The organism is Rhodophyticola sp., assembly GCF_965284195.1.
Classification (GTDB): Bacteria; Pseudomonadota; Alphaproteobacteria; order Rhodobacterales; family Rhodobacteraceae; genus Rhodophyticola.
This window is the reverse complement of the sequence record NZ_CBDIRM010000001.1, coordinates 2,805,143-2,826,829: the sequence shown is the minus strand read 5'-3', so window position 1 is coordinate 2,826,829 and position 21,687 is coordinate 2,805,143. Positions and strand designations below refer to the sequence as shown.

The following is a 21,687-nucleotide window of genomic DNA, read 5'->3' as shown; positions in this document are numbered from 1 at the left end:
GGCAGCCCGAAGTAGCAACGGAGCGGCGTGCGCAATCGAGCTAGGCGAGAAACAGCATGCCCTGCCTTTCCACGCAACGGCATTGCTATGCGATCGCCTTTGTTGATCGGCAGCCAATAGCGGTCTTCCTGGTTGTGCCCAGTATTGCCGACGGGCATGGCGCACCAGCCTTTGTGATTGGCGAATCGGCCGTCGCGAGGCGTACCTTTAAACCGCAGGTGTCATGCAATCCTGCCGCATTTTCGAGTGATCGGGAGGCCACGGAGCTTGTCCGAAGATGCATGCAGCCCAAACCAACCGACGCTCGGCGCATCGCTTCGACCTCGGAACCGGTCGACGGATCATGCCAGACGAACCGGCCCCACGGTTTCAAAGATTGCCGGCAAATCACTGGCCCCTAGGCAACTCATTCACGCGTGTCGCTCAAACACCTCGGTCGTCCCGTCACGCAGGACCAGCAGCGTATCGAACGCCTCGCGTTGATCGCCCATCTCCATGCCCGGCGACCCGATCGGCATGCCCGGAACCGTCAGCCCGAGCGCGTCCGGGCGATCGGCCAGCAGACGCTGGATATCGCGGACGGGCACGTGGCCCTCGACCACATATCCGTCCACAAGCGTGGTGTGGCAGGAGGCCATTTCGGGCGCGATCCCGAGCCGCGCCTTGAGCGCATAAAGCGTGTCCTGATCGAGGTTTTGCGCATCGACGGCAAATCCTGCGCGCTCTGCATGTTCGATCCAGGCCGAGCAGCATCCGCAGGTCGGCGACTTGTAGACCTGCATCCGCGGCGCCAGCGCTTGCGCGGCACCTTTGCCGGCCAGTCCGGCGGCCGCAGCGCCCGCGAGAAGAAAAGCACGTCTGTTCATCTGACTATCCATTCCAAAACTCCGTTCATCAGCGAAAGCCTTTTGCACCGAAGGATCGTTTCATCCTGTCAAACCGGGGTGGCGGGATAGCCGGCCTCTCTGAGAGCGGCCTGAAGCGCAACGGCATCCTTGTTCGACACGACCGTGAGCGTCTTTGAAGCCAGATCGGTATCGACCCGGGCATCGGGGTCGATCGCCTTGAGGGTCTTGTCGATGGCGTCCGTGCAATGGCCGCAGCTCATGTCGGGGACGTGAAACCTCATTTCAGGTTCTCCTTTTCATGCTGATTTCTAGAGGCTCGCGCGCAGGAGGCAAGCCCATTGGAAGACCGTTGCGCGGGGCCACAACACCTTGCGGCCGATTTCCCGGCGGGTTTGAAGGCGCTCCAATCCATACCCGTCAGAGGTCCAGCCGCCGAAGTCTGAGCGCGTTCGAGATCACCGAAACGGAAGACAGGCTCATCGCGGCCGCCGCAATCATGGGCGACAGCAACAGTCCGACGAAGGGGAAGAGAACCCCGGCTGCAATGGGCACACCCGCCGCGTTATAGGCAAAGGCGAAGAACAGGTTCTGCTTGATGTTGCGCAGGGTGCCCTTGGCCAGCTTCCGGGCGCGCACGAGCCCCACGAGGTCGCCGCGCATGAGGGTGATCCCCGCGCTTTCGACGGCCACATCCGCGCCGGTGCTCATGGCGATGCCCACATCCGCCGCCGCAAGGGCGGGCGCGTCGTTCACGCCGTCGCCCGCCATGGCGATCTTCGCTCCCTTGGCGCGGAGTTCCTCCACAAGGTTCTTCTTGTCCTCCGGCAGGACGCCGGCCCGCACCTCGTCGATCCCGAGTTTCCGTGCCACCGCTTCTGCTGTGCGCTGGTTGTCACCCGTCGCCATGATCACCGTCAGCCCCAGGGCATGCAGGTCGCGGATCGCGGCTTGCGTACTTGCCTTGATCGGGTCGGCCACGGCCACAATCCCCGCCAGCGCCCCGTCGACGGCAACGAACATCGCCGTTTTTCCCTCGATACGAAATCCGTCAGCCGTCTCCTCGGCGGCATCGGTCCGAATGCCCAGTTCCTCCATCATGGCGCGGTTGCCGAGAGCGACGGGACGGGCGCCGACGATGCCGCGGACACCCTTGCCGGTGACCGCGTCGAAGTCGTCCACCCGTCCGGGCTCCAGGTCGCGCGCGCGGGCGCCCTCGACGATGGCGTCGGCCAACGGATGCTCCGAGCCGCGTTCCAGCGCGGCGGCGAGTGACAGGACCTCGGTCTCCTCGTGCCCCTCAAGCGCCAAGACATCGGTGAGCTTCGGTTTGCCTTCGGTCAACGTGCCGGTCTTGTCGACGATCACCGTATCGACCCGCGCCATCCGTTCCAGCGCCTCGGCGTCCTTGATCAGCACACCGGCCAGCGCGCCGCGCCCGGCCGCGGTGGTGATCGAGATCGGCGTGGCGAGCCCAAGCGCGCAGGGGCAGGCGATGATCAGCACGGAGACGGCCGAAGCGATGGCGTAGGCCAAAGCGGGTTCGGGACCGAAGGAGAGCCAGGTGAAGAAAGCGACGATGGCGATGACCACAACGGTCGGCACGAAGACCGACGAAACCCGATCGGCCAGCCCCTGTATCGGCGCCCGCGACCGCCGCGCGCCGGCGACCATCTCGACGATCTGGGCCAGCACCGTGTCCGCGCCGACCTGCGTCGCGCGGATCGCCAGCGTGCCGTTCTTGTTGATCGTGCCGCCGGTCACGCGCGCGCCGGTTGTCTTCTCCACCGGCACGGGTTCGCCCGTGATCATACTCTCGTCGACGGAGGACCGGCCTTCGATCACCTCGCCGTCCACCGGTACGCTGTCGCCCGGCCTGACCCGCAAAAGGTCGCCTTCGACGATGTTTTCCAGCGGCGCGTCGTATTCGCTGCCGTCCGGCAGTATGCGCCGGGCGGTCTTGGGCGCGAGATCGAGCAGCGCGCGGATCGCGTCGCCGGTGCGTTCGCGCGCGCGCAGTTCCAGCACCTGTCCGACGAACACCAGCGCGACGATGACCACGGCGGCCTCGTAATAGGTGCCGACGCCATAGCCCATCTGGTATTCATCGGGGAACACGCCGGGCGCGAAGGTCGCCACCAGTGAGTAGAGATAGGCCGCACCCACGCCAAGCGCGATCAGCGTCCACATGTTCGGCGAAACGTTGCGGATCGAATCGATACCACGGCGGAAGAACGGCAGCGCCGCCCAGAGGATGATTGGGGTTGCGAGAGCGAATTCCGCATAGACGGATACGCGGTGCCCGAGCCAACCGCGCAGGTCGAGCCCGACGAGGTCGCCCATGGTAATGGCGACAAGAGGGACCGCCGCCGCCGCGGAGATCCACATGCGCCGCGTGAAATCGACAAGCTCGTGGCTTGGTTCATCGGAGGGCACCACCGGTTCCAGCGCCATGCCGCATATCGGGCAGCTTCCCGGTTCATCGCGGATGATCTCGGGGTGCATCGGGCAGGTCCAGACGGCGTCGGGGTTTACGATGGCGGCGCGGCTGGACGCGGAACCGGACGCGTAGAAGTAAGGATCCGCTTGGAACGCATCTTCGCAGGCCTCAGAGCAAAACCAAAACGTATCGCCGCCATACTCCCGCGACCGTGCGCCGTTGCCTATCTCGACCTGCATACCGCAAACGGGATCTGCCGCGATCTCCATGCCCGGAGCGGGTTCGGCGGTATGATGTCGATGAGTGTGATCGGTCATTCAAATTCTCCTTAGGCGGACAATGTAGGGATTCCAGTTACTGGAAGGTCAAGGGGTGGGCCTTCCATTGCCTTGGGCCCCTTCATGGGCTGCACGTTGGCGCGGGCAGGGCTCGGTCGGCTCTGTTTGCCGCTCCGGGTCGCGATTGGATTTGCCCTTGCGATGCGACCGGCGCAGGGCAAGCATCAGGATCGGCAGCGCCGTCGCCAGACCCAGCCCTGCAACGATCCATGTCATGCCCAGGCCGCCATCGACGGCGACACTTCCGAAATGCGCGAGAACAAAACTGGCGGGGAGGATACCGGCCATCGTCGCAAGCGCGAACCGCCAGAGTTGGAGCCGGCTGAGGCCCGCGGCATAACTCATGCCATCGAAGGAAACGAAGGGCAGGAGACGGCTTGCGAAGACGACAAGCGTCAGCGCGTTTTGGGATCCGAGCAATCCGTAGTCGGCTTTGTCGCCAAGCCATCTTTCGACAGGTCCGCGCCCGACGCCCCTTGCGACCAGAAACGCGATAAGCGCGCCCGCCTCGGCCCCAAGCGCCACATAGACGGCGCCCGCGTAATGCCCATAGGCTGCACCGGCGGCCAATGCGATCGGTGCGCTGGGGATCGGGCTTGCCACCACGGCGATTGCCATGAGGCCGATCACGGCAAGCGGTCCCCAGGCCCCCGCGCCTGTCACCCATGCATCGACCATGGCGCGGTCGATGTCGAGCACGCCCATAGCGGCGGCCGCGATCCCGATCACGACGGCAAAGGCCAGTATCCATGTCACCCAGGCAGAGATGCGGCTGACGCCGGAACCTGGACGTCCCTCCGCCCTGCCGAAGCCTTGCGCAGAGCCTTCGCCCGTCGGCTGGCGATCATGTGAATAGGGCATCTCGGGCATCCCCTCCGCCAAGGACGGTTCCGGGCCGGAGGATCACTCCGGCCCCGGATTGCGATGTGTCCTGACAGAGATGTCAGTTATCCTGCATGCGTCCGCCGCCGCCCATCATCTGGCCCGGTGTGCTTCCGCTGCCTTCCGTCATATGCGCGCGCCCGCCCTGCATAAGTTGAGTCTTCAAGGCCGGCGCCTGCATTTCTTCCTCCGTAATCGCTCCATCGCCATCGGCGTCCAGATGCTGGAACCGGTCGACCACCATCTCGCGGATGAGTGCGCTGTGCAGCGTTTCGAACTCTTGGATGGACAGCGTTCCGTCGCCGTTCGCATCATATTCGGTGAGGAAATTGCCAAACGCCGCGCGCGCCTCTTCGGGCGTCACAACGCCGTCGCCATCCCCATCCATGTCGGACATGATGCCCATGGGGCCCATCATTCCCATTCCGGGAGACATGCCCATTTGGCCGCCCATCATGCCCATGCCCGGCATCATGCCGCCGCCACCCATCATGCCATGCATGCGCATCATCATCTGCATCATGTCGCCATGCATGCCCGTTCCCATCCTGTCGCCATCGCCATGATGCGGCCCGCTATCTGCGGCGGCGGCCCCGGCTGTCAGCACAACCGCCACTCCGGCAGCCGCCATCTTTCCACGCAAATTCATTCTGTGATCCTCCGTTTGCCTTGCCCGCATCATGTCGGTAGTCACACCGGAAATCGGAACCGGCGTCATGGACGGATTTGTATCCGCGTGTCGCAGGCGGCCGGTCTGATACAAACGGAGACAAAACTGGCTCTGACCGGGAAACGCCGGTTTGTTAGACAGGGAGATGATGTCCGCAAGCCCCCATATCCTGGTCGTGGACGACCATCGTCAGATCCGGGAATCGGTGACCCGGTTTCTGGAAAAGAACGGCATGCGCGCAACTGCGGCCAAGGATGCGATCGAAATGGATCTGCGCCTTGCCGGAGGTCACTATGATCTTCTGGTGCTCGATGTGATGATGCCGGGCGAGGACGGGCTTTCCGTTTGCCGCAGGCTGGCGCCGCAAATGAAGCTCCCGATCATCATGCTGACCGCGCTCGGAAAAGAGACGGACCGTATCGTCGGGCTGGAACTCGGCGCCGATGACTATCTGCCGAAACCGTTCAACCCCCGCGAACTGCTGGCGCGGATAAAGGCCGTGCTGCGGAGGAGTTCGACAGTTGAAAATCACGCCGGCGCGTTCGCGGGAAAACGTGTTCGCTTCGCGGGCATGACACTGGAAACGGATGGGCACGCGATCGCGACGCCGCGCGGCGATCGGTTGGCCCTGACGACAGCGGACTTCCGGTTGCTGACCGTGTTGCTGGAGAGACCGCGTATCGTTCTCAGCCGGGATCAGTTGCTCGATCTGACCTCGGGCCGTGCCGCCGGACCCATGGACCGGACGATCGACAATCAGATCAGCAGGCTGCGACGCAAGATCGAGCCCGACCCGCTGCAACCAAGGATCATCACCACGGTCAGGAACGGCGGGTATTGTCTGGTTGCCGATGTCGAGGTCATCGAATGATCCGTCCCTTCCGAAGCCTGCGATCGCAACTCCTGATCCTGATCATGGCCGCGCTCGTCGTCGCACAGGCCATCAGCCTGTGGCTGTTCGTGGACGAGCGAAGTCTCGCCATCCGTGCGGCGCTCGGCTTCGAGGCTGCGGGCCGGGCCGCCAATGTCGCCCGGCTTCTGGAAGAGGCGCCGCCCGATCTTCAGGCGTCGATCCTGCGCGCCGCGGACTCCCCGCTCGTCCGGTTCGATTTGTCCGACACACCCAGTGTGACCGAGCCCGATCACCATCACGCGGCAGCGGTGGAAGCGCGTGTGCGGGCACTTCTGGGCGACAGCTACAGCCGCGACATCCGGGTCAGGCTCGACGATATCGAAACGCCGGTCCTTCCATTGCCGAACCTCTCGCCCGAGATGGCGGAAATGCACCGTTCCATGATGCAAGGCGAGACGGCGGCACTGGAAATGACCCTGTCCATCGCGCTTGCAGGTGGCCGGTGGCTGAATGTCGGGACCCGGTTTGAGCGTCCGCCGCTGCAATGGCCACTTTTCTCGACACTCACCTTCGCCCTTACGGCCGCGCTCATGCTGATCACGATGTGCTGGTTTCTGGTCACGCGGCTGACGGGGCCGTTGCGGAAGCTCGCCGGTGCGGCAGAGCGGCTCGGCCGCGGCGAGGACGCGGTGCCTTTGCCCCTTGTCGGTCCCGAAGAGGTGGAGGATCTGACGCGGGCCTTCAATCAGATGCAGGATCGTCTGACCCGTTTTGTGGCCGACAGGACGCGTGTGCTCGCCGCGGTGGGGCACGATCTGCGGTCCCCGCTCACGGCGCTGCGCGTCAGGGCCGAGCTGGTCGACGAGGAAGAGACCCGCGAAAGCCTGATCGAGTCGATCGAGGAAATGCAGACCATGGCCGAGGCCACGCTGAGCTTCGCGGAGGACCTGACCGGCACCGAGGAGCCGAGAACGGTCGATATTGGTCCCTTTCTGCACGATCTGGTCGCGGACATGATCGACCCGCCCGATATCGTTGGCGGCCCGGGAGTTGAGGCCCGCCTCCGGCCCGTCGCGTTCCGCCGCGCTCTGCGCAACGTGGCCGAGAATGCAACCCGGTACGGTCGTGATGCGCAGATCACATGGCGAACCGACGACGACACCCTGCTGATCGAGATACGCGACCGGGGGCCAGGCATACCCTCCGACAAGCTGGAGCAGGTCTTCGACCCGTTCTTCCGGCTCGAAGGGTCGCGTTCACGCGAGACCGGCGGGCACGGGCTTGGGCTGTCCATCGCCCGCTCCATTATCCGGGCGCATGGTGGCGAGATCCGTATGGCGAACCGTCCGCAAGGCGGGCTTGTGGCGACCATGGTCGTCCCGCTGGCGGGTGTCCTGCCCCGCATCGGCTCTTCGAAGGAAAGAAGCGTTGAGAATGCCGGGACAGACAGCGGCGGTCGCCCCGGTCCCCTCGGTCCCGATGGCCGCGGCCGCGGACCCGAACTGGCGGGGGAGATATGATTACATGATCCGGGGCCGCGATTCTGGAATGTCGAATGGACCGACACGGATCTGTTTGGCTTGTCCCTGTCCGCCGACCTGACGCGCGGGACGAGCGGGGGATACATACCGATACAAAAATCACTGCCTTGTCATGTTGCCGGATGGCGCGATGGGGGTATGAGGATGTCGTGTCAAAGAGAATGCGCGCGAAACTGTAGAAAGCGGAATGAACACAAGTAAATCCATTACCGCCATCGTGTTGATTGCAGGGATCGCGGGAGCCGGATGGTGGCTCTCTTCTCCGAAGGCGGGCGATCCGGGGTCGCCTGCGCAGCAAGAAACCGCTGCGATTGCACAAGGCGCCCCCATGGTTGAGGTGCGGCTTCCCGATAGCCTGTCGGGTCGGGCCCAGATCGGCCAGCGGGCCTTCGAGGTGACCTGCGCGGTATGTCACGGCAGCAATGCCGCAGGTCGCGAAGGAATAGCGCCGCCGCTCGTCCATCGCATCTATGAGCCCGGCCATCATGCGGATGAGGCGTTTCAGCGAGCGGTTCAATACGGCGTGCGGGCACATCACTGGGAGTTCGGGAACATGCCGCCGGTGGAGGGCGTCACGCGTGCCGATGTCATGGCCATCACCGCGTATATTCGTGAGCTTCAGCGCGCGAACGGGATAAATTGATGCGAATGGCCGGCAGCATCCGGTGTATGGCGGTTCTGCTTGCCTGCGTCGTGCTGGCCGCCATCGTGTCGTCCTTGCCTGATGCCGTAATGGCGCAGGGCGCAGTTTCGGAGGAGGGTGAGCCGTACAGTCATGCGGGCGATCAATCGGGCCGTGCTGACGGTTGGCCGGCGGCAGTGAGCCGGCATTGCCATCCGGGCCTCCAATGTCAGGTGGCGGCCGTGCTCGTCCACGATCCCGGATTTGAACGTCAAACCGCGGAATTCGGTGGCGCATCCTCTCTGGCACGAACCGGTGGCCCGAGCCGAACCGTTCCTCCTGCGCTGCCACCACCGAGAGGCTGAGTCGGACGACAGTTGCACCAATGCAGACAGGAAACCGAGCAAATGGAACGTTGAGATGAAAACCACAAATATGCTTACCCCACTCCTCGCCGCAGGAATTCTTGCGATCTCTTCGGCGATCGCACTTGCCGATCCCGGCCACGGCCTCCCTGGAGAGCCGGGCACCGCCGAGAACGTTGATCGTACGATTGAGATCGACATGACCGAGATGGCCTTCGATCCGGACGTGATCGAAGTTCAGGAAGGCGAAACGATCCGTTTCGTCGTCACGAATTCCGGCCGGTTCGTACACGAATTCAATCTCGGCACCCGCGAAACATGGCGCTCGCACGCCGACGAGATGCGTCAGATGATGCAGTCCGGCATGATGACGACCCGGGAAATCCGGCATGACCGGATGCGGGAGGCCGACATGATGCATGAAGACCCGAACAGCGTCCTGCTGACGCCCGGGGATACCGGCGAAGTGATCTGGACGTTCTCCGGCTCTGGCGAAATCGGATTTGGGTGCAACGTGCCCGGCCATCTCGAAGCGGGCATGGTCGGAGATATCGAAATTCAGGGCTGAGCGCAGCAAGATCCAATGGACCTGCGGCCGCAGCCGCAGGTCCGCTTTCCTCAAAGGTGGAACGACCATGCAGACACGGCGCGACTTTCTGATGCGGGCAACATCCTCGGCCTTCCTGACCACGGTCGCATCCCGCACCTGGGCCGAACCGGAGCCCCCTCAAAGCCGACTTGTCGCCCGTCAAGCCAGCGTGCAACTGGCTCCACCGGCTTACCCCCAAACAGAGATCTGGGGCTATGACGGCACCATGCCCGGCCCGTTGATCCGGGTCCGTCAGGGCGGACGCGTGGTCCGGCGGCTGCTCAACGACCTGCCTCAGGCCACATCACTGCACTGGCACGGCTTGCGGATCGACAATGCGATGGATGGGGTCCCGGGCCTGACGCAGCAAGCTGTCGCCACCGGCGCCTCTTTCGATATCGATTTCGTCGCTCCCGATGCCGGTACCTACTGGTATCACGCGCATAATCGCTCGATGGAACAGGTCGCTCGCGGTCTCTACGGCGCGCTTGTGGTGGAGGAGCCAGAAAGGCCGGATGTGGACCGCGATGAGGTGCTGATCCTCGACGATTGGCTGCTCAACCAGGACACCGCGCAGATCGACGCGGACTTCTCGCGGTCTCACGACCGAAGCCATGCGGGCCGGCTTGGCAACTTCATCGCGACGAATGGACAATACGATCACAGCCTCGATGTGCGGCGTCATGAGCGGTTGCGGCTCCGTCTTGTTAACGCGGCAAATGCCCGGATCTTCGAACTGGCCCTGTCCGGCCTCAACGGCTGGGTCATGGCGCTCGACGGGATGCCTCTGGAGAGGCCGCAGCCATTGTCGGACACTGTTCTGCTCGGTCCGGGCCAGCGTGCCGACCTCTTCGTGGATGTCGTGGCGGAAGAGGGCAAGACGGCGTATCTGGTCCGCGTCGACAATGGCGAGGGGTTCGTCCAGTCGGCCTTCCCGGTGATGCCGGGCTCGTCCAACGCGCGGGCGAACATGCCCGATCCATTGCCGCCGAACCCCGACATGGGCGCGCCGGATCTTGCGCAGGCGCGCCGCCTGCGCCTTCACATGGGCGGCGGTGCGATGGGACGGCTCCGGTCCGCGGTGCTGGACGGCGAGCGCAGAACCTTCCGTGAAATGGCCGAGGCCAACCAGTTCTGGGCCTTCAATGATATGATAGGTATGACGGCCGCGCCGTTGGCGGAGTTGTCTCTGGGCGAGCCCGTCCGTCTGGAAATCGTGAACGACACAGCGTTTCCGCATGCGATGCATCTGCACGGTATGCATTTCCACGAGATTGCGACGGACGGCACGCTGGGGCCGCTCCGCGACACGCTCCTGAGTTATGGCGGCCAGACGCGGGAGATCGCCTTCGTCGCACATAACCCGGGCGACTGGCTGTTTCATTGCCACATGCTCTCTCATGCCGAGTCGGGCATGATGACGTGGATGAGGGTGGTTTGATGCGGCATGCCGCCACCAACGCCTCCGTCTCGGTTGCTCGTTGGCGGGCAGATGAAATCTCTGGGGCCGAGGCGCAAGCCGCCTCCTCTCCCATGGGCGCGACTTTGGACGGTCTTTCCGTCTATCTCCTGCGGGCACCTGTCCCCGAGACGATCCCGGACAACCCCGGCATCAAGAGCCTGCCTGCCTCCGATCCGGGCCTTCGCCTCGTCCGTAGCGGATGGCCCCTTCATCGATCAACCAAGCGGAGAATGCCAAGATGCTGACACGCCGCCACTTCATCATGACGACCGCCACCATGTTCTCGGCCCCCATCGTCGCACCACTTTCGGCAGGCACCTGGCCAAGCGAGGCGCAGAAGGCTGAATGGGATGCGCAAGTCACCCCGCCGTATTACGACCCTGCCACGTCGAACCCGTGGGGTCTGCATCCGCGCTTCCTGCCGACCCGGGTCTTGGCGAAAGACGGGTTGAGGCCGGGTGACATCCATGTCGACGCCGTGGCGCGCTATCTCTACCATGTCGAAGAGGGCGGGACGGCGATGAGATATGGTGTGGCTATCGGGCGGGACGATCTGTACGAACCCGGCATCTACACGATCCGTCGCAAGGTCCGCTGGCCGCACTGGACGCCGACCCGTTCCATGATCGAGCGCGAACCCGATCTCTATGCGCAATACGAAGATGGAATGGAGCCCGGCCCTGACAATGCCCTGGGGTCTCGCGCCCTTTACCTCTATGTCGGTGAGCGTGACACCTATCTCCGCATTCACGGCACACCCTTTTCCCGATCGATCGGATCAAGGGCGAGTTCCGGCTGCGTCCGCATGGTCATGGCGCATATCAACGGTCTCTTTGAACAGGTCGACATCGGTGTGACAGCGCGCCTTTATCCGGCCTGACGTGCGATGGGGTCGCCTCCGCGACCGTTCTGGTCTTCGGATTGACGGGCGCGATCCCGCTCGTTGTCTTCAACCTCCGGTTCCTGTTCATCGAACCGGTGCTGACCCAGGTGAGGCTGCCCGATGCCGCCGGCAATCCCGGGATCGTGGTCATAGGGCTCTGGGGAGGGCGGTCGGCCCGACGCGAGGAAACCGCCTGACCGCCACATCATCCAAGCCCCTTTTCAGAAAAGAAGACACGTTTGATAACACCCCTAAACCCAGACCATATCGCTTGACCGAAAACAGGGGAGTAAAACCTGCAGATTTCTCTACCGCTATCCCAGCTTTCTCAACGACCCCGCCAATACGGACCGATGCCGTCCTGCCTGTGCCTTCCCTGGGCGTTTCAGATCGTGATGCCGCCATCGATATTGATCGCCTGGCCGGTGATGAAGCCGCTTTCCTCGGATGCAAGATACATCGCGAGCGCAGCCACCTCTTCCGGCCTTCCCAGACGGCCGGTGGGCTGGCGGCTCAGGAAAAACTCCCAGGCCTTGTCCATATCTCCAAATTCTTCTGCAAGATCGGCGACGCGCTCGCGCAGTGACGGGCTGTCCACGGTGCCGGGGCAGATCGCGTTGGCGCGGATGCCGGCGCTCAGATAATCAGCCGCAACCGATTTGGTCAGCCCGATCACGCCCGCCTTCATCGCGCCATAGGCGGCCCGTCTGGGAAACCCCTTGATCGACGAACAGACCGAGGCGATGGTCACGATACTGCCGCCCGCCTCTTTCATTCTGGGAAGGCCCGCGCGCAGCACGGTGTAGCAACTGTCCAGCGTGATCCGGCTGGAACGCTGCCACTCGTCGGGCGTGCATTCCTCGATTGTGCCCTGATGGACATAGCCTACGGCATGAACGAGAATGTCGATCCGGTCCAGCCTGGCGAAGGCGGCTGCGACCTCCTCCTCGCACGTCGCGTCGAATACCGTGCGTGTTGCGCTGTCCAGCGTCGAAAGGGTCTCGGCATTTATGTCCGAGGCGTGAACCTCGGCCCCCGCCGCGATCAGAGCGTCGGCGCAGGCGCGGCCGATGCCTTGCCCGGCCGCCGTGACCACGGCGATCTTTCCTGCCAGTTTTCCGCTCATGATCGTTTCTCCGAGGCAATGACGGTCTGTCTTTGCTCGCCAAGCCCCGATATCGACAAAACCACCTCGTCGCCGATGTCGAGATAGCGTTGCGGGGATTGGCCCATGCCAACTCCGGGCGGCGTGCCGGTGCAGATCAGATCCCCGGGCTCCAGAAGGCAGAACTGGCTGAGATAATGCACGATCTCGGCGACCGGAAAGATCATCGTTCGTGTCGAGCCGTTCTGGAAGGTCTCGCCGTTGACTGCGAGCCGCATTGCAAGATCGCCCGGATCGCCAAGCTCGTCGCGTGTCACCAGCAGCGGACCGGCCGGACAGAAATTCGGATAGCCCTTGCCCTTGGACCATTGCCCGCCCCGCTCCAGCTGCCAGGCCCGTTCCGACACATCATTCACCACTGTGTAGCCGAACACATGATCCATCGCCGCGTCGGGCCCGATTTCCAGCGCGGCCTTGCCGATCACAACGCCAAGCTCCACTTCCCAGTCGAGCTTGGTCATGGCGGGCGATTTCAGGATCGGGTCATTCGGCCCGCAGACCGTGCTGCCGGATTTGGTGAAGAGGATTGGCTCGGTCGGGACAGGCATACCGGCTTCGGTGGCGTGATCTGAGTAATTCAGCCCGATGCACCAGACATTGCGGGGCCGGGCAAAGGGCGCGCCGATGCGGGCGCCGTGTGTCGGCACTTCGGGCAGATCAGACAGGGTGACCGGCGCCATGCGGGTTTCGAGATGTGGCAGCGTCTCGTGCCCGATATCGGAAACGATCTCCGAGATATCGCGCGCAATCCCGTTTTCGTCCAGCACCGCGGGCGTTTCGGCGCCGACCGCGCCAATTCGCATGAATTTCATCCCGTATCCTCCTTCACGCTCCGCCCGGCAGGGTGCCTGCGGACATTTCTTCGGCCTCCGGCACCCGCACGATCACGGGGCAGGCGCTCATTTGCTCCAGGGCCGCGCCGATTGTCGTGGCGTCCGCCACGGGCAGGCGGCGCAGAACGAACCTTGCCGGCGCCTGATCTGTCACGCGCACCGGGAAATTCGTGTCCCAGTGGGTGTTGATCGACCAGATCGTGCCGCCATCGGCGGTTTCCGGGGCCGTATGCGGGTTCCGCCAATGCGGCCCGCCCGGCTGGTAAAGCGGGGCGTCGAGCGGGGCGACGGCCACGCCCGAGCCGTCGCCGAAACGAAACCCGAGGCCGGACTGCACGCATTGCCAGCGCAGACAGGAGCTTGGCACGTGGTCTGCCAGCGCATCGATCATCCCATCGCCGGTGTCGATCAATGTGGTCTCGACGGGTTGGGCGAAGCGGAGCGGCCAGTGAACCGAATAGGGCAGATCGGTCGGCTCTGTGCGCTGAAGCGCGGTCACGACGAATGTGCCGTCCCGCCCCTGTGGCGCAAGGCGCAGTTCGGCGGAAAATCTGCCCGGAAAGCCGATGGTCCAGCGCAGCGCCCCGGACCCGGCACCGTCGTGGAAGGAAATCTCGGGCCGAACGTCATAGTCGAAGACCGGGTCGGGGCTCCATTGCATCGGCCGCTCCGAGCGCTCCCAATAGGGGGCGTGGAAAATATCCCGGCGGGATACGCCCGGCCGCATCCGCTCGAAAACCGGCGCAAGAAGGGGCCTTGCAGGCGCGACCATCTCCACCCCGCTCTCCTTGTCGAGCCAGCGGGAGAAACCGCCGGTCTGGGGGCAGATCTCGATCCTGGCAAGGGGTATTTCGATCCAGCCGGGGCCGGTCTCAACCCCGGTCGTCTCGACCGGCGTGGGTCGCAGAAACCGCACTTCACCCGGCGCCAGTTGCGCCTGTAGACGGTGCTGCCCGTCAGGTCGAAACCGGCTTTGCGCATCGGTCCAGCCATCGGCGCCGAAGCCCGGGAAAAACGCATCGCAGCCATAGGCCTGCGGGATTGCGATTTGCGGGCCGGCCCCGCGGTCGAACGGCACCGGCCAGTCAAGCGCCATCGGCTGGGTCGAGGGGTTGGCGACCATGTAGCCCTGCGCATCGGCGCTCAATTCGGGATGAGACTGCGCCGTGAAGCCCGGATCCCCTTCGACCGCATGTCCGCCCCCGCGCGCTTTTGCCAGATGCCGCGACGCCCCGGCCACCGCATGCAGGCTTGCGGCGAACGCGCCATAGGCGAAGGAGGATTTTTCGATCCGCTGCATGGTTGCGAAAATGTTGTCCGGTGCGGTTGCCGCGCTGTGCGCCCCCCAGGTGTGTTCGTCGTAAAGCACAAGGCGGTCGATCAGTTCCTCGAACGATCCGTCCTCGGGCGGACCCAGCCTTTCGATTACGGGCAGGAGCCGTTCGGCGCTGCGTGCGGCGGCGGTTTCAAGCGGGCTTGACGCGACACCGTCGCACCAGCTGTCCATCCACTCGCCACTCTGGACGGGCAGGTCCGGAACCCGAGCGAGAATGTCCCCAAGCTGGTCGAGCGTCACGATCTCCATTTGCAGATCGTTGCGCGCGTTCCACGCCTGCACCGCTGCTGACAGCTCGGTCTGGGGGAAGGCATTGTCGCCGTTCGCAGCGTTCGTGATGGTAAGAACGGAGGCGTCGAGCGGCCAATCGGTACTTGCCGCGTGGCGCGCCAGCATCGCTCCGAGAGTGTCTGCGTCCTGTTCGCCCGGACGCCCCAAGCGCAGGAAGTTGCCGCCCCATCCGTAATGCTCCCCCTGATGCACGAGGATGCGCCCGCCAGTCCGGTTTTCCCAGTGCCAGAGCGATGGCTGCCTCGGCCCGAAATAGCCGCGATGCGGGTTTTGATGGGTGGACAGGAAGGTCACGCCCCGCGCGGCCAGCAGGTCGTTCCAGAACCAGGCAAGCCCGTTTACGTCGCATTGCATCGCCGAGCGGATTTTCACCCCGAATTCGTCGCGCAACGCGTCGATATCCCGCAAGGTGCGCAAGGCCAAGCTTCGGCTGACCAGAGGCGTCCAGTGATAGCGCAGCGCCCCCACGGCGATGCGCCCTGCCTGATGAAGCGCAAGAAAACGGTCGACCTGCCGCGTCGAGGCGTGGCGCAGGAAATCGAGCGTCGTCGAGGTCAACTCGCAGGTCCAGCGATGTTGTGCGCCGTCGGGAAGATCGAAACTCTCCTCGCAAAGCGTGATCGCCCGGTCGAGGATGTTCCGGTGATGCCGACGCACGGCAGAAACATGGTCGGTATAGCCGAAATCCGTGTGGGTATGGCTCAGCAGATAGAGCTTGGTGATCGGTCGGTCGGCCATGGAGAACTGTCCTTAAATCCGGCCTGCGCCGATTTGGTAGCTGGTGGTGAAAACCTCCCCCTCGGTCAGCTCAAGCGCGGTCGGAATGCCGGAGCGGGCGATGGGATTGGCGGGGTTGGAGGAAATCTCTGGGCCCAGATCGAAGGCGCCGCGCAAGGGTTCGATCCCGACCGCCGTGAACCGGCCGTTCCACGGGTAGGCGCGGCGACCGCGGTTCGAAACCCAGAGCAGCACGGAGGGGAACACCGTCTGATCGAAGGCGATCCACGCCTCGTAGGCTTCGGCATGGTTGCAAAGCGTGACCCTGCCCGCCACGCCGAAAAGCTGCACGAGTTCTTCGGTGTCGACAGGCAGCGGCAGGCGCGACAGCGCGATTGGTCCCTGATGTGTCGGCACCGCCTCAAGGCTTTCGAAGGTGAGATCCGGGGCAAGCCGGGAAACCCCGGGCTCGACCACGCCGGGGAATGTATGCCCGCCGGTCATGCCCTCGGCCACGATCTCCGCCTCGCCGGGCCTTCGCGGCAGGGCAAAAACCGGATGGAGCGCGATGGGAAGGCACGTGGCGGTGCGGGCCGTGATCATCAGAGAAATCTCAAGTTCGGCCTTCCCGGCAACGCCGCGGATCTCCCGCCTCAGGCCGGCGATGGCGTGGTCTTCGGGGTAGGTGATTTCAAGCACAAGGCGTCCGGGGCCGTCTTCGACGCACTCCCAGGCGTTGTGCGACCCGTATCCGTGGAAATCCGTGCCCGTTCCCTTGGACGGAACGCCGCGCCATCTCTCCGGCAGGTCCGGCGGGCAGTCGGGCGCACCGAAGGGCACGCAGGGCCATTCCCCCCGTAGCCGTTTCAGAATGGGGGGCAACGCATCATGGTCTGGCCCTCCGTCCTCGCCCCACGGGCCAACGGCCAAAGGGGAAATGGTACGGCCATCGGACAGGTGAAGCCGCACCGGCCCCAGCATCGCGCCGACAGCCTCGACCTGCGCGATACCCCGATCCCAGACCAGCTCGAAGGGCGCCATCCGCTATACTCCGAACAGATAGGGGGCGGGGCCGCGCACACCCGGCTCGACGGCAAGAAGCGCCCCTTGGAAGGGGTCCGAGAGCATATCTTCGGAAAGCTGGTTGGCGGCTGTCGTCACATAGAGCGTGCTCAGATCCGGGCCGCCGAAGCAGCAGGCCGTGATGTTCTCCGCAGGCATTGCGATGCGGCTGGCCACCTCGCCCGTCGGCGCGATCCTGAGCAGACAGCGGCCGGCATACCGCGCATTCCAGAGATATCCGTCTTCGTCGATGCAGGAGCCGTCGGGATACCCGTCGGTCGTCACCGCAGAATGAGGCCGGAGCGGTGCAGGCTTCGCGTCGTTCACCGGCCAGTCGGTGGCGAACAGGCTCTGCGCCAGCGTGTCGCCCAGATACATCCGCCCCCGCGCCACATCCCAGGCCAGGGTGTTCGTGATCCCGAAGCACGGATCGGTGACGCGTTGCACGGAACGGTCCGGTCCGACCCGATAGAACGCCCCGCTGCTCCGGTCCATTTTCCGCATGGAGCCATCGGGGTTGAGATTGGTTTGCATCGTGCCGACCCAGAACGCGCCGTCCGGCCCGACGGCCCCTTCGTTCAGGCGGTTGCCCTCGGGCTCCCCGGGCAAGGTGGCGAAGGGTATGACAGCGCCTGTGTCCAGATCCACCAGCGCCACACCGGCGGCGAAGGCGACAACCGCCTGACCGGGTGTCTGGCAGAGACCGATCGCGGTTGGAAAATCCTGCGTCTTGAAGGCCCGCGTGACGCCGGTGGCCGGGTCCAGCGCGCGGATCACCCGGCCGATGATGTCGACCCAGTAAAGCCACCCGCTGCGCGGATCCCAGACCGGGCTTTCGCCGACAAGATCCCGGACGCCCGGGGCGGCTATGACGACCTCGCGCATCTCAGCCTTCCAGTGCCGGATCGACATCATCGAACAGCTCGGGCGCGCGGGCGCGGGCACGTGTCAGGCTCTCCAGCACACGCCGGAGATGTTGCTGCATCGCCTGAACCGCGCGGGGTGCGTCGCCGGCGGCGATCCCGTCGAAGATCGACCTGTGCTGATCGACCAGCAGGCCCATCACCTCTTCCATCTGAAGATCGGCCTGGCGCACGCGATCAAGCTGAGCATGGGAGCTTTCCAAAGCTTCCCAGACCCCTGCGACACCGGACTTCTCGAAAATGAGCTGATGAAAGCGTTGATCGGATTCGAAGAATCGGGCCCATTGGCCGGCCTTGGCATAGGTGTTCTGCACCTCAAGCTCTGTGTCCAGAGCGCGCAGCAAGCCGGTATCGCGGGCGTCCACGGCGCGCCGGACCATCTCCACCTCCACCGCCTCGCGGATCAGTTGCGCCTGATGCACCATCGGCACCGAGATCCGCGTTACGACCGAGCCGCGCTGCGGATAGATCCGGACGAGGTTTTCGACAGACAACCTGAGCAATGCCTCGCGCACGGGTTGGCGGCTGACCTCGAAGTAATGGCACAGGTTTGCCTCGGACAGATGCGTGTCGGGCTCGATCCCGCCGCGCAGGATCTCGTAGCGCAGGTATCTGTAGACCTGCAGGGAGGCCGGCTGTCCGGTGCGCAGAGTGAACCCTTCACCAGTGGCATCAGGCGTGAAATTCTTCTGTTTTTTCATTTGCCTGCCCCCTCTAGTTCGAACTCACCTGAAGACCCTGCATGAAGTGCCGGCGCAGGACAAAGAACAACACGACCGTTGGCAGCGACGCCAACAGGGAGGCCGCCATGACAACCGTCTGTGACACGTCTGCATAGGCGCCCTGAAACACCTGCAAGGTACTCATCACCGAACGGACCTCGACCCTTTGGGTCAGGACGGTGGAAAAGATCAGATCGTTCCATATCCAGGTGAACTGCAACAGGAACAGCGCGATGAACGGACCCTTGCAATTGGGCAGGATGATCGAGAAGAACAGCCGAAACTCCGAACATCCGTCCATCCGCGCCGCCTCGTCCATTTCGGACGACATCTGCGTGAGATAGTTGCGCATCACCAGAACCGGAAACGGGATGCAGATCGCTGTGTAGAACAGGATCATCCCGATCCGCGTGTCGAGCAGGCCGAGTTCCAGATAGGTGAAGAAAAGCGGGATCAGATACATCTGGAAGGGGAAGATCGTGCCGGCGAAGATCAGCATGAACCAGAAGGTTCGCCCCGAGAACCGGTACCGCGCGAGCCCGTGGGCCGCCATGATCGCGATGAAGACCGCAACGCCGGCGCCCACGACCCCGTAAAGGAGAGAGTTCAGCACGCCGAAGCCCATCCGCGCCTCCACCCAGGCATCGGTGACATTGGCGAAGAGCGGCATGATGCCCGAGGGCAGGGCGAGCGGATGCGACGCCACATACTCTGCAGGTGATTTGAGAACCGACACGATAAGGTAATAGAAGGGCGCGAGCCAGGCGATGCTCAGCACCATCATGAGGACGAAGACGCCTTTGTTCTCGCGGTTGCGGCGCGCCTCGGTCCGGGCAATTGCGCCATAGTCGAGGGTGCTGAGATCTACGGCCATCCTCATGCCCTCCTATTTGGTCATTCGGTCGATCCGGTCCTGCAGGATCACCTGCAGCCAGGTCACGCTCAGCACGATCACCCCAAGCACCACCGCGATGGCGGAGGCATAGGCCCATGACGACCGGTCGAAGGCTTCCACATACATGTAGACGGTCAGCGACAGCGTGCGTTTGCCCGGGAAATCCCGCGCCATGACCCAGATGTGGTCGAAAACCGTGAAGCCCGCGAGAACCGACAGGATCACCACCACCAGAATCGTCGGCAGCAGAAGCGGCAGCGTCACGTGCCGGAAGATCTGCCAGCGCGTGGCGCCTTCGACGGAAGCGGCTTCCAGCGGGTCTTTCGGCACGGCCGCCAGACCAAGCAGCAACAGCACCATCGCCAGACCTACAGTCTGCCAGAGATAGGCCACGATGATCGAGGGCGTGATCGTGTTCTCGTTGTAGAGCCAGCCGATGCTCACTGGCTCGGCGGCAAACAGCGACAGGATCGAGTTGAGCACCCCGTCGGGAGCATAGACATAGAACCACATCACCCCCGCCGCGGTTGGGGCCAGAATGCGCGGCAGAAAGAAAATGCTCTTGGCGGTCTCCTCCATTTTCTGGCCACGCAACATGACGGCGATGAAAAGACCGATCGCCACCGGCAGGACCAGCGAGACCCCGACCCAGATGATGGTGTTCGCCATCGCCTCGGAGAAATTCGGATTGCCCAGAAGGCGTTGGTATTGAGACAGTCCGCCCCATTCGTCGAAGCCGGTAAAGCGGCGCCAGCGGGTGAAGCTGATATAGACATTGTAGGCGACCGGGTAGAGCAGGAAGAAGCTGACAAGCACGATCGCGGGCGACATGAAGCCGAGTGCGGTCCACATGCTGCGGCGGCGCTCGCGGCGTTCCTGTTCGGCATAGCGCGAAAAATCGAGCTTCTGTAGATCCGCGTCAGGCATGTTGTGTGGTGACGTCATCGGTCCGCTTTCCTGCGTCTATCGCGGCATTTGTGGTCCCCGCCGGAGGGGAGAACTCCGGCGGGGGCCGGATCAGGCCAACCTGGTCAGATCACTGATCAGCCCAATAGTCGGCGTTGAAGGCCTGCATGTTGGCCATGGCCTCCGCCGCCGTTTCCGGCGTTGGATCGAGCATGAAGCTCGACAGTTCCGCCACGATATCCCCCTGAAGGTCGGATGGCACGGCCTCCCACCAGCGGGTGATGGCGGTGTGGCCGCCGGCCTCGATGTCCGAGGAGATTTCCTGGATGATCGCGTTGGGCGCGGTCGCGGCGAGGTTGCCGGTGTAAAGGCTCTGTGTTTCGGCCCAGACATTCGCGCCTTCGGTCGAGGCCCAGAACTCGTAGACCCGCCGCGCCTCGGGGTTCTCCCACGCCTCCTGCGAAATCAGGATCGGGGCCCCTTCGACGATCACGCCCGGCGCCTGGGACGGATTGGCGTTCGGCATGATGAAGACACCAAGATCTTCACCGATGGTCATGCCGTTTTCCAGCAAGGTGCCGGCGGCCCATTCGCCCATCAGATACATCGCGGCTTCGCCGCGGGCGAAATCCTGCGCTTCCTCGTTCGAGCGGGGGTCTGAGAAGTAACCGGCCTCGTACCATTCCAGCCACTGATCGAAGACCGCCTGCACCTCCGGCCCGTCATACGGAACCGAGCCGTCATGAAGGCCGTGATACGCCTCGACATTCTGCCGGATCATGATCTCCGAGAACCAGATGAAGCCGCGCCATCCGTCCTGAACGGTGGCATGGAACGGCGTGATACCGGCGGCATGCAAGGTTTCGGCGGCCTGTTCCAGCTCTTCCCAGGTCGTGGGCTCGCTCAGCCCGTGCTCTTCGAACATTTCCATGTTGTAGAACACGACCCACCGCGCCAGCAGCATTGGGATCGCATAAGTCACGCCATCCACGGAAAAGAGGTCGCGCGTGCCTTCGGAAAACTCCCCCGCGGCGATGCGTTCATCCCACAATTCACCCACATCGGCCACTTGCCCGGAGGCCACGATGTCGGCCAGGGCGTTGCCTGTCCACCATGTGAAGATATCGGGCGGGTTGTTTGCCGACATCGAGCTTTGCAGGAAGGCGCGGTACTGCTCGGTGACATAGCCGGTATGTTCGAAGTCGCCGGCCTCGGCCATCACATCCATGCCGTCGCGCCAGAAATCCTTGTCATGAGCCATCAAGACCTGAGCCTCCGCGGGGACGCTCATCGCCGCCGACAGGATCAGCGCGCAAGCGGCCGTTCCCAGTTTCCAGTTCTTCATCT

Annotated in this window: 21 protein-coding genes; 7 read left to right on the top strand and 14 right to left on the bottom strand. The window is 63.8% G+C overall.

Going from position 1 to position 21,687, the window contains the following annotated elements; genetic code table 11:
* Positions 1–410: 410 nt before the first annotated feature.
* From ACQ651_RS14160 to ACQ651_RS14140, 5 genes are all read right to left on the bottom strand, one after another.
* Positions 411–866, bottom strand: coding sequence for a DUF411 domain-containing protein (locus ACQ651_RS14160; RefSeq protein ID WP_227286929.1), 456 nt, complete (start codon positions 864–866; stop codon positions 411–413).
* 68 nt (positions 867–934) lie between these two features.
* Positions 935–1,129, bottom strand: coding sequence for a heavy-metal-associated domain-containing protein (locus ACQ651_RS14155; RefSeq protein WP_227286928.1), 195 nt, complete (start codon positions 1,127–1,129; stop codon positions 935–937).
* A 136-nt stretch (positions 1,130–1,265) separates the two neighbouring features.
* Entirely contained in the window at positions 1,266–3,602 is a 2,337-nt protein-coding gene (locus ACQ651_RS14150) for a heavy metal translocating P-type ATPase (protein WP_430449606.1), read from the bottom strand.
* Between the two features lie 48 nt (positions 3,603–3,650).
* Complete coding sequence (locus ACQ651_RS14145; protein WP_430450331.1) at positions 3,651–4,328, bottom strand: TVP38/TMEM64 family protein; 678 nt, start codon at positions 4,326–4,328, stop codon at positions 3,651–3,653.
* Positions 4,329–4,566: 238 nt separating this feature from the next.
* Positions 4,567–5,154 carry an EF-hand domain-containing protein gene (locus tag ACQ651_RS14140; protein ID WP_430449605.1) on the bottom strand — a complete coding sequence of 196 codons (588 nt, stop codon included), beginning with the start codon at positions 5,152–5,154 and terminating at the stop codon, positions 4,567–4,569.
* 169 nt (positions 5,155–5,323) lie between these two features.
* Between ACQ651_RS14140 and ACQ651_RS14135 the strand changes: the two genes are divergently transcribed.
* The 7 genes from ACQ651_RS14135 (at position 5,324) to ACQ651_RS14105 (ending at position 11,687) form a co-directional block, all read left to right on the top strand.
* A complete protein-coding gene (locus ACQ651_RS14135) occupies positions 5,324–6,046 on the top strand; it encodes a response regulator (protein WP_430449604.1) in 723 nt (240 codons plus the stop codon).
* The gene (locus ACQ651_RS14130; protein WP_430449603.1) at positions 6,043–7,548 is read left to right on the top strand and encodes an ATP-binding protein; all 1,506 of its coding nucleotides are present in this window, start codon (positions 6,043–6,045) and stop codon (positions 7,546–7,548) included. The genes ACQ651_RS14135 and ACQ651_RS14130 overlap by 4 nt, the downstream gene beginning before the upstream one ends.
* Positions 7,549–7,756: 208 nt before the next feature.
* Complete coding sequence (locus ACQ651_RS14125; protein WP_430449602.1) at positions 7,757–8,212, top strand: c-type cytochrome; 456 nt, start codon at positions 7,757–7,759, stop codon at positions 8,210–8,212.
* Between the two features lie 243 nt (positions 8,213–8,455).
* Positions 8,456–9,124, top strand: coding sequence for a cupredoxin domain-containing protein (locus ACQ651_RS14120; protein WP_430449601.1), 669 nt, complete (start codon positions 8,456–8,458; stop codon positions 9,122–9,124).
* 67 nt (positions 9,125–9,191) lie between these two features.
* Entirely contained in the window at positions 9,192–10,586 is a 1,395-nt protein-coding gene (locus ACQ651_RS14115; protein WP_430449600.1) for a multicopper oxidase family protein, read from the top strand.
* A 259-nt stretch (positions 10,587–10,845) separates the two neighbouring features.
* Complete coding sequence (locus ACQ651_RS14110; RefSeq protein ID WP_430449599.1) at positions 10,846–11,487, top strand: L,D-transpeptidase; 642 nt, start codon at positions 10,846–10,848, stop codon at positions 11,485–11,487.
* Positions 11,488–11,528: 41 nt separating this feature from the next.
* Positions 11,529–11,687 (top strand): hypothetical protein, encoded by a 159-nt coding sequence (locus ACQ651_RS14105; RefSeq protein ID WP_430449598.1) that lies wholly within the window; start codon positions 11,529–11,531, stop codon positions 11,685–11,687.
* A gap of 188 nt (positions 11,688–11,875) precedes the next feature.
* On the opposite strand, the gene ACQ651_RS14100 is transcribed toward ACQ651_RS14105, so the two are convergent.
* From ACQ651_RS14100 to ACQ651_RS14060, 9 genes are all read right to left on the bottom strand, one after another.
* On the bottom strand, positions 11,876–12,616 hold the full coding sequence (locus ACQ651_RS14100; protein WP_430449597.1) for an SDR family oxidoreductase: 741 nt from the start codon (positions 12,614–12,616) through the stop codon (positions 11,876–11,878).
* Positions 12,613–13,467 (bottom strand): fumarylacetoacetate hydrolase family protein, encoded by an 855-nt coding sequence (locus ACQ651_RS14095; protein ID WP_430449596.1) that lies wholly within the window; start codon positions 13,465–13,467, stop codon positions 12,613–12,615. The genes ACQ651_RS14100 and ACQ651_RS14095 overlap by 4 nt, the downstream gene beginning before the upstream one ends.
* A gap of 13 nt (positions 13,468–13,480) precedes the next feature.
* The gene (locus ACQ651_RS14090; protein ID WP_430449595.1) at positions 13,481–15,853 is read right to left on the bottom strand and encodes a hypothetical protein; all 2,373 of its coding nucleotides are present in this window, start codon (positions 15,851–15,853) and stop codon (positions 13,481–13,483) included.
* A gap of 12 nt (positions 15,854–15,865) precedes the next feature.
* Positions 15,866–16,873, bottom strand: coding sequence for a hypothetical protein (locus ACQ651_RS14085; protein ID WP_430449594.1), 1,008 nt, complete (start codon positions 16,871–16,873; stop codon positions 15,866–15,868).
* Positions 16,874–16,876: 3 nt separating this feature from the next.
* Complete coding sequence (locus tag ACQ651_RS14080) at positions 16,877–17,779, bottom strand: SMP-30/gluconolactonase/LRE family protein (protein WP_430449593.1); 903 nt, start codon at positions 17,777–17,779, stop codon at positions 16,877–16,879.
* 1 nt (position 17,780) lies between these two features.
* A complete protein-coding gene (locus tag ACQ651_RS14075) occupies positions 17,781–18,518 on the bottom strand; it encodes a GntR family transcriptional regulator (RefSeq protein ID WP_227286914.1) in 738 nt (245 codons plus the stop codon).
* A 13-nt stretch (positions 18,519–18,531) separates the two neighbouring features.
* Positions 18,532–19,413 carry a carbohydrate ABC transporter permease gene (locus ACQ651_RS14070; RefSeq protein ID WP_375551445.1) on the bottom strand — a complete coding sequence of 294 codons (882 nt, stop codon included), beginning with the start codon at positions 19,411–19,413 and terminating at the stop codon, positions 18,532–18,534.
* A 12-nt stretch (positions 19,414–19,425) separates the two neighbouring features.
* On the bottom strand, positions 19,426–20,379 hold the full coding sequence (locus ACQ651_RS14065; protein ID WP_430449592.1) for a carbohydrate ABC transporter permease: 954 nt from the start codon (positions 20,377–20,379) through the stop codon (positions 19,426–19,428).
* Positions 20,380–20,470: 91 nt separating this feature from the next.
* Positions 20,471–21,685, bottom strand: a complete 1,215-nt coding sequence (locus ACQ651_RS14060; RefSeq protein ID WP_227286911.1) for an ABC transporter substrate-binding protein — start codon at positions 21,683–21,685, stop codon at positions 20,471–20,473.
* Between the last annotated feature and the right edge of the window lie 2 nt (positions 21,686–21,687).

Coding starts and splice junctions, on each gene's coding strand:
- ACQ651_RS14085 (WP_430449594.1), bottom strand. CDS start 16,873: ATGGCGCCCTTCGAGCTGGTCTGGGATCGGGGTATCGCGCAGGTCGAG.
- ACQ651_RS14080 (WP_430449593.1), bottom strand. CDS start 17,779: ATGCGCGAGGTCGTCATAGCCGCCCCGGGCGTCCGGGATCTTGTCGGC.
- ACQ651_RS14140 (WP_430449605.1), bottom strand. CDS start 5,154: ATGAATTTGCGTGGAAAGATGGCGGCTGCCGGAGTGGCGGTTGTGCTG.
- ACQ651_RS14095 (WP_430449596.1), bottom strand. CDS start 13,467: ATGAAATTCATGCGAATTGGCGCGGTCGGCGCCGAAACGCCCGCGGTG.
- ACQ651_RS14135 (WP_430449604.1), top strand. CDS start 5,324: ATGTCCGCAAGCCCCCATATCCTGGTCGTGGACGACCATCGTCAGATC.
- ACQ651_RS14065 (WP_430449592.1), bottom strand. CDS start 20,379: ATGACGTCACCACACAACATGCCTGACGCGGATCTACAGAAGCTCGAT.
- ACQ651_RS14145 (WP_430450331.1), bottom strand. CDS start 4,328: ATGGGCGTGCTCGACATCGACCGCGCCATGGTCGATGCATGGGTGACA.
- ACQ651_RS14115 (WP_430449600.1), top strand. CDS start 9,192: ATGCAGACACGGCGCGACTTTCTGATGCGGGCAACATCCTCGGCCTTC.
- ACQ651_RS14160 (WP_227286929.1), bottom strand. CDS start 866: ATGAACAGACGTGCTTTTCTTCTCGCGGGCGCTGCGGCCGCCGGACTG.
- ACQ651_RS14110 (WP_430449599.1), top strand. CDS start 10,846: ATGCTGACACGCCGCCACTTCATCATGACGACCGCCACCATGTTCTCG.
- ACQ651_RS14060 (WP_227286911.1), bottom strand. CDS start 21,685: ATGAAGAACTGGAAACTGGGAACGGCCGCTTGCGCGCTGATCCTGTCG.
- ACQ651_RS14150 (WP_430449606.1), bottom strand. CDS start 3,602: ATGACCGATCACACTCATCGACATCATACCGCCGAACCCGCTCCGGGC.
- ACQ651_RS14100 (WP_430449597.1), bottom strand. CDS start 12,616: ATGAGCGGAAAACTGGCAGGAAAGATCGCCGTGGTCACGGCGGCCGGG.
- ACQ651_RS14070 (WP_375551445.1), bottom strand. CDS start 19,413: ATGGCCGTAGATCTCAGCACCCTCGACTATGGCGCAATTGCCCGGACC.
- ACQ651_RS14075 (WP_227286914.1), bottom strand. CDS start 18,518: ATGAAAAAACAGAAGAATTTCACGCCTGATGCCACTGGTGAAGGGTTC.
- ACQ651_RS14125 (WP_430449602.1), top strand. CDS start 7,757: ATGAACACAAGTAAATCCATTACCGCCATCGTGTTGATTGCAGGGATC.
- ACQ651_RS14130 (WP_430449603.1), top strand. CDS start 6,043: ATGATCCGTCCCTTCCGAAGCCTGCGATCGCAACTCCTGATCCTGATC.
- ACQ651_RS14090 (WP_430449595.1), bottom strand. CDS start 15,853: ATGGCCGACCGACCGATCACCAAGCTCTATCTGCTGAGCCATACCCAC.
- ACQ651_RS14155 (WP_227286928.1), bottom strand. CDS start 1,129: ATGAGGTTTCACGTCCCCGACATGAGCTGCGGCCATTGCACGGACGCC.